The 12,929-nt window shown below is 60.1% G+C and carries 12 protein-coding genes and 2 tRNA genes; 1 reads left to right on the forward strand and 13 read right to left on the reverse strand.

From position 1 onward, the window contains the following. Positions 1–149 precede the first annotated feature (149 nt). From rpsO to rlmE, 13 genes are all read right to left on the reverse strand, one after another. Positions 150–419 (reverse strand): 30S ribosomal protein S15, encoded by a 270-nt coding sequence (rpsO, locus tag PU634_RS09985; RefSeq protein ID WP_094200563.1) that lies wholly within the window; start codon positions 417–419, stop codon positions 150–152. 112 nt (positions 420–531) lie between these two features. After that, on the reverse strand, positions 532–1,467 hold the full coding sequence (truB, locus tag PU634_RS09990) for a tRNA pseudouridine(55) synthase TruB (protein WP_306760649.1): 936 nt from the start codon (positions 1,465–1,467) through the stop codon (positions 532–534). 1 nt (position 1,468) lies between these two features. Further along, positions 1,469–1,873 carry a 30S ribosome-binding factor RbfA gene (gene rbfA / locus PU634_RS09995; protein WP_094199829.1) on the reverse strand — a complete coding sequence of 135 codons (405 nt, stop codon included), beginning with the start codon at positions 1,871–1,873 and terminating at the stop codon, positions 1,469–1,471. Positions 1,874–1,946: 73 nt separating this feature from the next. Next, positions 1,947–4,655: a translation initiation factor IF-2 gene (gene infB, locus PU634_RS10000; RefSeq protein WP_306760650.1), complete on the reverse strand. Its 2,709-nt coding sequence runs from the start codon at positions 4,653–4,655 to the stop codon at positions 1,947–1,949. Positions 4,656–4,674: 19 nt separating this feature from the next. Continuing rightward, complete coding sequence (gene nusA, locus PU634_RS10005) at positions 4,675–6,177, reverse strand: transcription termination factor NusA (RefSeq protein WP_306760651.1); 1,503 nt, start codon at positions 6,175–6,177, stop codon at positions 4,675–4,677. A 14-nt stretch (positions 6,178–6,191) separates the two neighbouring features. Then, positions 6,192–6,650: a ribosome maturation factor RimP gene (gene rimP / locus PU634_RS10010; protein ID WP_306760652.1), complete on the reverse strand. Its 459-nt coding sequence runs from the start codon at positions 6,648–6,650 to the stop codon at positions 6,192–6,194. A gap of 179 nt (positions 6,651–6,829) precedes the next feature. Next, positions 6,830–6,906, reverse strand: a tRNA-Met gene (locus PU634_RS10015). A gap of 58 nt (positions 6,907–6,964) precedes the next feature. Next, a tRNA-Leu gene (locus tag PU634_RS10020) sits at positions 6,965–7,051 on the reverse strand. A gap of 7 nt (positions 7,052–7,058) precedes the next feature. After that, on the reverse strand, positions 7,059–7,394 hold the full coding sequence (gene secG / locus PU634_RS10025; protein WP_306760653.1) for a preprotein translocase subunit SecG: 336 nt from the start codon (positions 7,392–7,394) through the stop codon (positions 7,059–7,061). Between the two features lie 222 nt (positions 7,395–7,616). Next, positions 7,617–8,945, reverse strand: coding sequence for a phosphoglucosamine mutase (glmM, locus tag PU634_RS10030; protein ID WP_306760654.1), 1,329 nt, complete (start codon positions 8,943–8,945; stop codon positions 7,617–7,619). Then, positions 8,942–9,784 (reverse strand): dihydropteroate synthase, encoded by an 843-nt coding sequence (gene folP / locus PU634_RS10035; RefSeq protein ID WP_306760655.1) that lies wholly within the window; start codon positions 9,782–9,784, stop codon positions 8,942–8,944. Before folP ends, glmM begins: the two co-directional genes overlap by 4 nt. Positions 9,785–9,852: 68 nt before the next feature. Continuing rightward, positions 9,853–11,799 carry an ATP-dependent zinc metalloprotease FtsH gene (ftsH, locus tag PU634_RS10040; protein ID WP_306760656.1) on the reverse strand — a complete coding sequence of 649 codons (1,947 nt, stop codon included), beginning with the start codon at positions 11,797–11,799 and terminating at the stop codon, positions 9,853–9,855. A 44-nt stretch (positions 11,800–11,843) separates the two neighbouring features. Beyond that, a complete protein-coding gene (gene rlmE, locus PU634_RS10045; RefSeq protein ID WP_306760657.1) occupies positions 11,844–12,473 on the reverse strand; it encodes a 23S rRNA (uridine(2552)-2'-O)-methyltransferase RlmE in 630 nt (209 codons plus the stop codon). Positions 12,474–12,558: 85 nt separating this feature from the next. Between rlmE and yhbY the strand changes: the two genes are divergently transcribed. Further along, a complete protein-coding gene (gene yhbY, locus PU634_RS10050; RefSeq protein ID WP_094199837.1) occupies positions 12,559–12,855 on the forward strand; it encodes a ribosome assembly RNA-binding protein YhbY in 297 nt (98 codons plus the stop codon). The last annotated feature ends 74 nt before the right edge of the window (positions 12,856–12,929 follow it).

The following is a 12,929-nucleotide window of genomic DNA, read 5'->3' on the forward strand; positions in this document are numbered from 1 at the left end:
TTAAAGGACAGAATGGCCGAAATAAAAGCGTGAGGGGTAAGGCGTGAGGATTCTTTACCCCTTACCCCTCACTCCTTTCCCCTCACTGCTAAAAACAGGCAAGAAAAAAGGGAGCCGAGGCTCCCTTTTTAACAAGGCTTTGGAGTCGATTAACGACGCAGGCCCAGCTTTTCGATCAGGGCACGGTAGCGCTCTACGTCTTTGCGCTTCAGGTAGTCCAGCAGGTTACGACGCTGGGATACCATGCGCAGCAGGCCGCGGCGGCTGTGGTGATCGTGGATGTGCTGCTTGAAGTGGCCCTGCAGGTGGTTGATCTGGGCGCTCAGCAGAGCTACCTGCACTTCGGGAGAGCCGGTGTCGCCTTCGCCACGGGCGAATTCGGCAACGATCTGGGCTTTGGTTTCAGCATTTAGTGACATTGTGTCTACTCCAAATAACATGAATGAATTCCAGCCGATCACTAATTCAGCCGGAAGGAAGCACGGCATTCTACCAGCAACGCCGCGCTTGGCAACCTGAAATGCGCGCTAATTAACGCACCAGACGGCGCGGCGCCACCTTGCCGTCGTCGTCGATTTCACCGACGCCGACAAAACGATGGTCTTCGCCCACCGTCATGCGCACAAAGCCTTCAAGGGGCGCGCCCGCCACCTGCACCGCCTGGCCGTGCAGCAGATACCCCGCCACCAGCTCGGACAGATTCACTTCCGGCAGGCTCTGCACGGCGGTGTCCATGGGCAGCAACAGCGGGTCCAGCTCCAGCCGGGGCGAAATCTCGTTGGCCTTGCAGTTGTCGAGAATGCACTGCAGCTGCTCCAGGGTCAGCATGCGCTCCGCCGGGTAACCGGCCACCGCCAGCCGGCGCAACACGGTGACGTGGGCGCCGCAACCCAGGCGCTCACCCAGATCGTCGACGATGGTGCGAATGTAGGTACCCTTGCTGCAGTGTACTTCCAGCTCCACCTCGTCCCCTTCAAAGCGAATGAGCTTGAGCTCAAACACAGTGATGGGCCGCGCTTCCCGGGGCACTTCTATGCCTTCCCGGGCGTACTGGTACAGGGGCTTGCCCTGATACTTGAGCGCCGAGTACATGGACGGAATCTGCTCAATGTCGCCGCGGAAATGATCCAGGGCTTCAATCAGCTCGCCGGTGGAGACATTCACCGGGCGGGTTTCCACCACTTCGCCGTCGGCGTCGCTGGTGTCGGTGCGCTCACCCAGTTTGGCCACCACCCGGTAGCGCTTGTCGGCGTCGAGCAGAAACTGGGAAAACTTGGTGGCTTCACCCAGGCAGATCGGCAGCATGCCGGTGGCCAGCGGGTCCAGGGCACCGGTGTGTCCGGCCTTGGCGGCGGCGTAAATACGCTTGACCTGCTGCAGGGCATCGTTGGAAGTGATGCCCGCCGGCTTGTCGAGCAGCAGAATGCCGTCTACCTCACGGCCGCGAAAACGTCGCTGACGCCCCATCTCAGTCCTGCTCCTTGTCGTCTTCGTCGTCGCGGCCGGCACTGCGGCGCTTGTCTTCGGCGACGGTGCTCGACACCAGGGTGGAAATGCGCATGCCTTCCACCAGGCTCTGATCGTAGGAGAAACGCAGCTCCGGGGTGACCCGCAGGCGCATGGCCTTGGCCACCAGACTGCGAATGTAACCGCTGGCATCCTTCAGTGCTTCCATGCCCTGCTCCACCCGCTCGGCGTCGTTGTCGAGAAAGGTCACGAACACTTTTGCGTAGTTGAGGTCCCGGGACACTTCCACTCCGGAAACGGTGACCATGCCCAGACGGTCGTCTTTGATTTCCCGCTGCAGGATAACGGCAATCTCTTTTTGCAGCTCCTGCGCTACCCGGCGGGTACGGCTGAATTCTCTGGCCATTGCTTTTTTCCAAGACAAAGGGGGCCTCGAGGCCCCCGTTGATTACTGTGTTCAGACGTGGTTAACGGCCACCTTACAGGGTGCGCTGTACTTCCACAATCTGATATACCTCGATCTGGTCGCCCACGCGCACGTCGTTGTAGTTCTTCACGCCGATGCCGCATTCCATGCCGTTACGCACTTCCTGTACATCGTCCTTGAAGCGGCGCAGGGACTCCAGCTCGCCTTCGTAAATCACCACGTTGTCGCGCAGTACGCGAATCGGGTTGCTGCGCTTGACCACACCTTCGGTGACCATACAGCCGGCGATGGCACCGAACTTGGGCGAACGGAACACGTCACGCACCTGAGCCAGACCGATGATCTCCTGCTTGAACTCGGGTGCCAGCATGCCGGTCATGGCCTGCTTCACTTCGTCCAGCAGCTCATAGATCACGCTGTAGTAGCGCAGGTCGATCTCTTCCGCCTCGATCACCTTGCGGGCAGAAGCATCGGCACGCACGTTGAAGCCCAGAATGATGGCGTTGGACGCGGCCGCCAGGCTGGCGTCGGTCTCGGTAATGCCACCCACGCCGGAGCCCACGATCTTCACCTTCACTTCGTCGGTGGACAGCTTCATCAGCGAGTCGGAGATCGCTTCGATGGAGCCCTGTACGTCCGCCTTCAGTACCAGGTTGACCTCGGCCACTTCGCCTTCGTTCATGTTGGCGAACATGTTTTCCAGCTTGGCCTTCTGCTGGCGGGCCAGCTTGACTTCGCGGAACTTGCCCTGACGGTACAGCGCCACTTCCCGGGCCTTTTTCTCATCCCGTACTACCGTGGCTTCGTCACCGGCGGTGGGTACACCGGACAGACCCAGAATTTCCACCGGAATGGACGGACCGGCAGACTTCACTTCGCGGCCCAGCTCGTCCTTCATGGCACGCACCCGGCCGTATTCCAGACCGCACAGCACGATGTCGCCCTGGTTCAGGGTACCGTCCTGTACCAGCACGGTGGCCACGGGGCCACGGCCCTTGTCGAGCCGGGATTCGATCACCACGCCGGAGGCCATGGCGTCGTATACCGCGGTCAGCTCCAGCACTTCGGCCTGCAGCAGAATCGCTTCCAGCAGCTCGTCGATACCTTCACCGGTCTTGGCGGAGATATGCACGAACATGTTCTCGCCACCCCATTCTTCCGACATCACGCCGTGCTGGGACAGTTCACTCTTGACCCGGTCCGGATCCGCTTCCGGCTTGTCCATCTTGTTCACCGCCACGATCAGCGGCACTTCCGCCGCCTTGGCGTGCTGAATGGCTTCAATGGTCTGGGGCATCACGCCGTCATCGGCGGCAACGACCAGTACCACGATATCGGTGGCCTTGGCTCCCCGGGCCCGCATGCTGGTAAAGGCCGCGTGTCCCGGGGTGTCCAGGAAGGTGATCATGCCGTTATCGGTTTCCACATGGTAGGCACCGATGTGCTGGGTAATACCACCGGCCTCGCCGGACGCCACCTTGGTACGACGAATGTAGTCCAGGGTGGAGGTCTTGCCGTGGTCAACGTGACCCATGATGGTGACCACAGGCGCGCGGGACTTGCGCTCGGCGTCGGTGTCACGGTCGGACAGCACGCGCTCTTCCAGCTCGTTTTCACGGCGCAGCACCACCTTGTGGCCCATTTCCTCGGCCACCAGCTGGGCGGTTTCCTGATCGATCACCTGGTTGATGGTGACCATGGCGCCCATCTTCATCATCGCCTTGATGACTTCGGTGCCCTTGACCGCCATGCGGTTGGCCAGTTCGGCCACGGTAATGGTTTCGCCGATTTCCACTTCACGGCTCACCGGCTGGGCCGGCTTCTGGAAGCCATGCTTCATGGACTTGGGCGTCATCACCTTGGCGCGCTTGCCCTTGCGCTGGCGCTCGCTGCGGCTTTCGCGATCTTCACGGTCTTCCTTCGACTTGCCACCCTTGCGCTTCTTGCCACCGGTGCGACGGGCCTTCTGCTCCTCGCTCTGATCGGCTTCGTCTTCCGCGGCACGGGCGTGCTGGTTGGTGGTGACGTGATAATCGGCGTCTTCCGGCTTTTTGGCCGCTTCTTCCGCCCAGCGCTTTTCGTTTTCTTCCGCAAGCCGGCGCACTTCTTCCGCCTTCTGCTGGGCTTCCAGCTCGGCTTTGCGCAGGGCTTCCTCTTCGCGCTGTTTCTTCAGGTTTTCTGCTTCGCGCTTGGCCATTTCGTCCGCCTTTTTCTGCTCTTTGCTTTGGGGTTTTGCCCCCTGCTCGGTGTTCTTCTGAGCCTGCAGCTGAGCCTGACGGGCTTTGTCTTCCGCTTCACGCTTGGCTTTTTCTTCCGCCTCACGTTTGGCCTTTTCTTCCGCCTCGCGCTTGGCTTGTTCTGCTGCTTCTCGTTGGGCCCGTTCCTCGGCCTCGCGACGCGCCTGAGCCTCGGCTTCCTGGCGCGCCTTTTCTTCCTCTTCACGGCGCTGCTCTTCCAGCGCATCGCGTCTTACGTAAGTGCGCTTTTTGCGCACTTCAACCTGCACCGCCTTGTTCTTGCCGCCGGCGCCCTGAACACTCAGGGTGCTGATGGTCTTGCGCTGCAGGGTCATCCGTTTGGGTTCATTATCGTCATTGCCACCGTGCTGCTTTTTCAGATGCGCAAGCAGGGCGGCCTTTTCAGTTTCGGAAACGGTGTCGTTGCCGGATTTCTCCATGCCCGCTTCACGAAACTGCTGGATCAGACGATCAACCGGCGTGTCGATGTCACTGGCAAGTTGCGTCAATGATACTTCTGCCATTCATTTACCTCCGATGATCTTAATCTTGATTCTGCTCTCCGAACCAGCAGATGTTACGGGCAGCCATGATGAGTTCGCCCGCCTGGGCTTCGTCCAGACCGTCAATGCCTTCCAGGTCGTCAATGCCCTGCTCTGCCAGTTCTTCCAGATTCGCAACACCGCGGGCGGCCAGCTGATAGGCCAGCTCGCGGGTCATGCCGGTCAGACCCAGCAGGTCTTCTGCCGGCTCTACCCCTTCAAAGGATTCTTCCTGGGCCAGCGCCTTGGTGGTGAGCGCATCCTTGGCGCGGTTGCGCAGCTCTTCCACGGTATCTTCGTCCAGGCCGTCCACACTCAGCAGCTCACTGACCGGCACGTAGGCGATTTCTTCCAGGGTAGAGAAGCCCTCGCCCACCAGCAGGGCCGCAAAATCCTCGTCGATGTCCAGGTTGTCCACGAACAGGTTCATGATCTTGTCGTTTTCGGCCTGGTGCTTCTGCTGCAGGTCTTCCACCGTCATCACGTTCAGTTCCCAGCCGGTCAGCTGGGAAGCCAGACGCACATTCTGGCCGTTGCGACCGATGGCCTGGGCCAGGTTGCCGGCCTCCACCGCGATGTCCATGGAGTGGGCGTCTTCGTCCACGATAATGGAGGCCACGTCGGCCGGAGCCATGGCGTTGATCACGAACTGGGCGGGGTTGTCGTCCCACAGCACGATGTCCACGCGCTCACCACCGAGCTCGCCGGACACCGCCTGCACCCGGGCACCGCGCATGCCCACACAGGCGCCGATGGGATCGATGCGGCGGTCATTGGTCTTGACCGCAATCTTGGCGCGGCTGCCGGGATCCCGGGCAGCGGCCATGATTTCGATGATTTCCTCACCGATTTCCGGCACTTCAATGCGGAACAGTTCTTTCAGGAAGTCCGGGTTGGAACGGCTCACAAACAGCTGGGCACCACGGGCCTCGGGGCGCACCGCGTAGAGCAGGCCTCGCACCCGGTCACCGGAGCGGAAGGATTCGCGCGGCAGCAGATCTTCACGGAAGATCACCGCCTCGGCGTTGTTGCCCAGATCCAGGATCACATTGTCGCGGGTGGCCTTTTTCACCACACCGGTAATGATCTCGCCTTCCTGATCCTGGAACTGCTCCACCACCTGCATACGCTCGGCTTCGCGCACCTTCTGCACGATCACCTGCTTGGCGGTTTGGGTGGTAATGCGGTCAAAGGTGATGGACTCGATTTGATCCTCAACATAGTCGCCCACCTGGATTTCAGGCTCGTCGATGCGGGCCGCTTCCAGGGTGATTTCCCGGTAGGGGTTGGTCAGGGCTTCCTGATCTTCCACCACCTGCCAGCGACGGAAGGTATCGAAATCACCGCTCTTGCGGTCGATGGCTACCCGCACTTCGATGTCGCCTTCGTATTTTTTCTTGGTGGCCGTGGCCAGCGCGGTTTCCAGCGCCTCAAAAATCTTCTCGCGAGGCACCGCCTTTTCGTTGGAAACGGCGTCTACAACCAGCAATATTTCTTTATTCATGTCCGATGGCCTCGTCAGTCAAAGTTCGGAACCAGATTTGCTTTTTGAATGTTGGCGTAGGCCACGGGGAATTCCTGGCCATTCACCTCCAGCCGGACCAGGGTGTCATCGGCCGACACCACAATGCCCTTGAGTTTGCGGCGATTGTTCACGGCCATGCGCAGCGCCAGTTCGGCTTCCTGACCGATAATGGCCTGGTAATGGGCCGGTTTGAACAGAGGTCGTGCGAGCCCCGGGGATGAGACTTCCAGATCATACTCGGTGGAAATGGGATCTTCCACATCCAGCACGGCACTGACCTGCCGGCTGACTTCAGCGCAGTCATTCACATCAATGCCGTTTTCATGATCGATGTACAGCCGCAGGGTCGAATGCCGGCCGGCGCGAACAAACTCGAGCCCCAGCAGTTCAAAGCCCAGCGCCTCTACCGGCTCGCTGAGCATCTCGGTCAATCGTTGTTCCAATGTAGCCAAAGCTACCCCCCTTCAAAAACAAAAAAAGGGCTCGCAGCCCAGTGATGGTGGCATCGGCCGGGCCAATGCCAAAGTACAGATAACAAAAAGCCCCGATATTCAAATCGGGGCTATTCACCTGGACCCTGATTGTCGCCTCGCAGCGACCATTCATCGTGAGCAGACGATGAACGTGAAATTGGTTGCGGGGGCCGGATTTGAACCGACGACCTTCGGGTTATGAGCCCGACGAGCTACCAGGCTGCTCCACCCCGCGTCCGAAATCGTGCGAGATTATAGTCAAATCGAGCTTAACTCTCAACTTGTCTATAAATTGGTGCCGAGAGCGGGACTTGAACCCGCACGCCCATACGGGCACTACCCCCTCAAGATAGCGTGTCTACCAATTCCACCATCTCGGCAAAAACCTTAATTGGGTACGTCACCGCCGTTACTGACCGGCACGTCGCCCTGAACAGGAGCTTCAACCACTTCGGGAGCCGACAGGTCTTCCCACTCACTGCTCTGCTTGGTGCTATGGGTAGAAAGGTTGCCCAGCACCAGGCTTACTACAAAGAATCCAGCTGCCAACAGCGTAGTGGTCTTGGTCAGGAAATTACCCGATCCGCTGGATCCGAATACCGTATTGGATGCACCCGCACCGAAGGAAGCGCCCATGTCTGCGCCCTTTCCTTGCTGTATCAGCACCAGGCCAATCAGGGCCAGCGCTATCAGCAGGTACACCACCAAAAGAATTTCGTACATTATCGCTACCTTTGGTTGGCGCTTGCATCCCGGGGCGGTCTGCCCTTGGGAGCGGGGCTAATACTAGCGACAGCCCCGGTGGGATACAAGCGCAATTTTAAAAAAATCGTTCAAGTGCATAAAAAGCCGGCAAAGCGATGATAACACAACCGTTTTTACCGTGATGGGTAAGGAGGGAGAGAAATGAAGAGCATTGCCCCTCACACTTCTCCCTCACCAAACTCAGGCCGGTATGGCTGCGGCAATATGCTCTGCCAGGTGCCGGACCTGTACCTTGTCGGCGCCTTCCACCATGACTCGGATCAGCGGCTCGGTGCCCGACTTTCGCAGCAGCACCCGGCCGTTGCCGGCCAGTTCCGCCTCGGCGGCGGCCACCCGGCGTTGTACTTCCTCACTGGCCAGCGGATCGGTACCGGCGGCAAAGCGAACGTTGACCAGCACCTGAGGGAACAGAGTGAGCTCGCTGCGTAACTCGGCCAGGCTGCCCCCCTCACTCACCAGGGCACGCAATACCTGCAGCGCCGCCACAATGCCGTCTCCTGTGCTGTTGTGATCCAGGCTGATAATGTGGCCGGAGTTTTCCCCGCCCAGCTTCCAGCCGTGCTCCTTGAGCAGCTCCATCACATAACGGTCACCCACCTTGGCACGCTTGAAGGGAATATCCAGCTGCGCCAGGGCCAGCTCCAGTGCCATGTTGCTCATCAGGGTGCCGACCACGCCGCCGTTGAGGGTGCCCTTGCGCTGGGCATGGCGGGCGATGATGTAAAGGATTTCATCGCCGTCCACCAGGGCGCCGGTGTGATCCACCATGGCCAGCCGGTCGCCGTCGCCGTCAAAGGCAATGCCCAGATCGGCGCCGTGCTCCAGCACCGCCGCCTGCAGCGCTGCCGGTGCGGTGGAGCCCACGGCATCATTGATGTTGAGGCCATTGGGCTGCACCCCGGTACGGATCACCCGGGCACCCAGCTCTTCAAACACCGCCGGTGCTATGTGATAGGTGGCGCCGTGAGCACAGTCCAGCACGATGCTCAGGCCGTCGAGGTTGAGATCCGAGGGAAAGGTACTTTTGCAGAATTCGATATAGCGACCGGCGGCATCGTTGATGCGGCTGGCCTTGCCCAGCTGATCCGAGGGCACGCAGTCCATGGGCTGATCGAGCATGGCCTCAATGGCCAGCTCCACTTCGTCGGGCAGCTTGGTGCCGTCGTGAGAGAAGAACTTGATGCCGTTATCGTAGTAGGGATTGTGCGAAGCGCTGATCACAATGCCCGCCTCGGCCCGAAAGGTTCGGGTCAGGTAGGCGATGGCCGGGGTCGGCATGGGACCGAGCAGCGCCGCCTGCAAACCGGCAGCGGACAGGCCCGCTTCCAGTGCCGACTCCAGCATATAGCCGGAGATACGGGTATCCTTGCCGATCAGTACCTTTCTGGTGCCGGTTTGCGACAGCACCTTGCCGGCGGCCCAGCCCAGCTTCATCACAAATTCGGGAGTAATGGGGTATTCACCGACCCGGCCACGGACCCCGTCGGTGCCAAAATATTTTCTGCTCATGCATTCTGTTCCTGATAGTGTGCCGCCTTGCGCCATACACGCAGGGCATCGGCCATTTCCTTTACATCGTGTACCCGGACGATCTGAGCGCCCTGGGCCACCGCAAACAGATGGGCCGACAGGGTACCGGCCAGACGCTCGCTGACCTCGCGATTCAGCAACTGGCCGATCATCGACTTGCGCGACATGCCCACCAGCAGCGGCAACCCGAGCCGGTGCAACTGCCCTATCCGGCCCAGCAGTTCGTAATTGTGCTCCAGCGACTTGCCGAAACCGTAGCCCGGATCCAGGCAAATGCGCTCGCGGGCGATGCCCGCCGCCGCACAGACGGCCAGTCGCTCCTCGAGAAAGTGAGCCACTTCGGCGGTTACATTGTCATAATCCGGTGCCTGTTGCATGGTGCGGGGCTGGCCCTGCATGTGCATCAGGCACACGGCGGCACCGCTGGCGGCAGCCACATCCAGCGCCCCCGGCTCGCGCAGGGCGCGAATGTCGTTGATCAGATCGGCGCCGGCCCTGACCGCTTCATCCATGACCACCGCCTTGCTGGTGTCCACCGAAATCCAGCAGTCCAGCTCGGCCCGCAGCCGCTCGATCACCGGCACCACCCGCTCCAGCTCCTGCTGCTCGGCCACCTCATCGGCACCGGGACGGGTCGACTCACCGCCCACATCGATAATGGTGGCACCCTCTGCCACCATCTGCAGGGCATGGCGCAGGGCCGCATCCCGGCCGTGATAGCGACCGCCATCGGAAAAAGAATCGGGCGTAATATTGAGCACCCCCATCACCTGTGGCGTGGAAAGATCCAGTGTTCTGGATTCGGAAGATAACAACATAAACGGGTGTTCCCTAAAAAACAAAAAGCCCCGGTGAGCATAACCGGGGCTTAATTTATCATAAAAAATCAGTTGCTGGTGACGTCACCGGGCTTGTTCAGGTCGGGCGAAGACGCTTTTTTATCATCGCGTTCTTCCTGCTTGTCACCGGTACCGGCGGTCGGGCCCTGGGGCTTGTCGCCGTGTTCGTCCTTCCAGTCGGCGGGCGGACGCACGTCCCGGCGCGCCATCAGATCGTCGATCTGGCGGGCGTCGATGGTCTCGTACTTCATCAGCGCGTCCTTCATGGCATGCAGAATATCGATGTTATCGGTCAGGATCTGCTTGGCCCGGTTGAAGTTGCGCTCAATCACCTGCTTGACCTCGGCATCGATCAGCTTGGCGGTTTCGTCGGACATGTGCTTGCTCTTGGCCGCGGTACGCCCCAGGAACACTTCGCCTTCTTCCTCCGCATAGAGCAGCGGCCCCATTTTCTCGGACAGGCCCCACTGGGTCACCATCTTGTGGGCGATTTCGGTGGCCCGTTCGATGTCGTTGGACGCGCCCGTGGTCACCTTGTCAAAACCGTAGATGATTTCTTCCGCCAGACGGCCGCCGTACAGGCTGGAGATCATCGACTCAAGATGCTGCTTGCTGTAGCTGAAACGGTCCTGCTCGGGCAGGTACATGGTCACCCCCAGGGCACGGCCACGGGGAATGATGGATACCTTGTATACGGGATCGTGCTCGGGCACCAGACGGCCCACAATGGCGTGGCCGGCCTCATGATAGGCGGTCATTTCCTTTTCGGACTCCGACATCACCATGGAGCGGCGTTCGGCCCCCATCATGATCTTGTCTTTCGCCTTTTCAAACTCTTCCATCGATACCAGACGACGGCCGGCACGGGCGGCAAACAGGGCCGCCTCGTTCACCAGGTTGGCCAGATCGGCACCGCTGAAGCCAGGGGTCCCCCGGGCGATCAGCGCGGGCTCAACGTCATCGCCCAGGGGCACGCGACGCATGTGCACCTTGAGGATCTGTTCACGGCCACGTACATCGGGCAGACCCACCACCACCTGGCGGTCGAACCGTCCCGGACGCAGCAGCGCCGGGTCGAGTACGTCGGGACGGTTGGTGGCGGCGATGACGATAACGCCCTCGTTGCCCTCAAAGCCGTCCATTTCCACCAGCATCTGGTTCAGGGTCTGTTCACGCTCGTCGTGACCGCCACCCAGGCCGGCACCACGCTGGCGACCGACGGCGTCGATTTCATCGATAAACACGATACAGGGCGCGGACTTCTTGGCCTGCTCGAACATGTCGCGTACCCGGGAGGCACCCACACCCACGAACATTTCCACAAAGTCGGAGCCGGAAATGGTAAAGAAGGGTACCTTGGCCTCGCCGGCAATGGCCTTGGCCAGCAGGGTCTTACCGGTACCGGGCGGGCCCACCAGCAGAATACCGGTGGGAATGCGGCCACCCAGCTTCTGGAAGCGGCTGGGGTCACGCAGGTAATCCACCAGTTCCTTCACGTCTTCCTTGGCCTCGTCGCAACCGGCCACATCGGCAAAGGTGGTTTTCACCTGGTCTTCGCTCATCAGCCGCGCCCGGCTCTTGCCGAAGGTCATGGCGCCCTTGCCGCCCCCCCCCTGCATCTGGCGCATGAAGAACACCCAGACGCCGATCAACAGCAGCATGGGGAACCAGGAAATAAAGATGGACGTCAGCAGGCTCGGCTCTTCCGGCTTTTCACCCACCACCCGCACATTATTATTGAGCAGATCGTTGAGCAGCTGAGGGTCTTCGGCAGGCATGATGGTGGTAAACCGGTCACCGCTGCGCTTGACACCGTTGATGGTCTGGCCGTCCATACGCACTTCGCGGATCTGGCCCTGGGCCACTTCCTGCACAAAGGTGGAATAATCCGTCTGGCGGCCGGACGGTTCACCGGGGCTGAAGCTCTGGAATACCGACATCAACACCACGGCTATGACCAACCACAGGATCAAGTTTTTCGCCATGTCACTCAAATTACTAACCTCACCGGCTGACAGTTTATGACTGAAACAGGGTACTACAGTTTAAAACCTGTAGCCACAATGTAGACTTCTCGGGAACGGGGCCGCGACGAGTCGGGTTTTCTTACTTTCACCGTAGCAAAAGACCGGCGCACCTCGGCAAGAAATTCATCAAATCCGGCCCCCTGAAATACCTTGACCACAAAACTGCCCCTGGGGGCCAGCACCTGCTTGCACATGTCCAGCGCCAGCTCCACCAGATACATGGCCCTGGGCTGATCCACCTCGGGGGTGCCGCTCATGTTGGGCGCCATGTCCGAGAGCAGCACATCCACCTTGTCGTCGCCTACCCGTTCGAGCAGGGCTCCCAGCACCGCCTCTTCACGAAAGTCGCCCTGCAGAAAGTCGACCCCGGCAATGGGGTCCATGGGCAGAATGTCACAGGCGATGACCTTGCCGCCCTGGCCCACCTGCTCGGTGGCATACTGGCTCCAGCCCCCGGGTGCGGCGCCCAGGTCGACCACCGTCATGCCGGCCCGCAGCAACTTGTCGCGGCCCTGCAACTCTTCCAGCTTGAATACGGCACGCGAGCGCAGGCCCTTCTTTTGTGCCTGTTGTACGTATTTGTCGTCAAAATGCTCTTTCAGCCAGCGGGTTGAGCTGGCCGAGCGTTTCTTTTTGCCCATTAATTTGTCGCTCTGCTATTACCATTAGTGCCTAGATGGGGGTACAATGCTCCCCTTTCAACCTGATTAACCGAAGCATTTTGCAATGACCCTGAACAATAAGCAAAGACAATACCTCAAGGGCCTGGCCCACAGCCTGAAGCCGGTGGTATTGCTTGGCCAGCATGGCCTGACCGAAGGCGTCCTGGCCGAGATTGACCTGGCCCTGAACCACCATGAACTGATCAAGGTCAAGGTCGCCGCCGAAGACAGGGACGTGAAAAAACTGATCATGGACGCCATTGTGCGGGAAACCGGTGCGGTCAAGGTGCAGACCATTGGTCACATTCTGACGATTTACCGCCAGAGCGAGCAGAGAAAGATCATTCTGCCCCGGGGCTGAGACAGTGCCCTTTTCGCGAAGCCCGCCCGGGCTTCGCGGCTTCGCCCCTCCCGCCTGATTTTCCTTGCCGCTTT

The sequence above is a fragment of the Oceanimonas pelagia genome, assembly GCF_030849025.1.
Classification (GTDB): domain Bacteria; phylum Pseudomonadota; class Gammaproteobacteria; order Enterobacterales; family Aeromonadaceae; genus Oceanimonas; species Oceanimonas pelagia.

Excerpts from the sequence above, each read along its gene's own strand:
- nusA (WP_306760651.1), bottom strand. The coding sequence starts at position 6,177 with ATGAATAAAGAAATATTGCTGGTTGTAGACGCCGTTTCCAACGAAAAG.
- rlmE (WP_306760657.1), bottom strand. The coding sequence starts at position 12,473 with ATGGGCAAAAAGAAACGCTCGGCCAGCTCAACCCGCTGGCTGAAAGAG.
- infB (WP_306760650.1), bottom strand. The coding sequence starts at position 4,655 with ATGGCAGAAGTATCATTGACGCAACTTGCCAGTGACATCGACACGCCG.
- rbfA (WP_094199829.1), bottom strand. The coding sequence starts at position 1,873 with ATGGCCAGAGAATTCAGCCGTACCCGCCGGGTAGCGCAGGAGCTGCAA.
- glmM (WP_306760654.1), bottom strand. The coding sequence starts at position 8,945 with ATGAGCAGAAAATATTTTGGCACCGACGGGGTCCGTGGCCGGGTCGGT.
- folP (WP_306760655.1), bottom strand. The coding sequence starts at position 9,784 with ATGTTGTTATCTTCCGAATCCAGAACACTGGATCTTTCCACGCCACAG.
- rpsO (WP_094200563.1), bottom strand. The coding sequence starts at position 419 with ATGTCACTAAATGCTGAAACCAAAGCCCAGATCGTTGCCGAATTCGCC.
- secG (WP_306760653.1), bottom strand. The coding sequence starts at position 7,394 with ATGTACGAAATTCTTTTGGTGGTGTACCTGCTGATAGCGCTGGCCCTG.
- yhbY (WP_094199837.1), top strand. The coding sequence starts at position 12,559 with ATGACCCTGAACAATAAGCAAAGACAATACCTCAAGGGCCTGGCCCAC.
- truB (WP_306760649.1), bottom strand. The coding sequence starts at position 1,467 with ATGGGGCGTCAGCGACGTTTTCGCGGCCGTGAGGTAGACGGCATTCTG.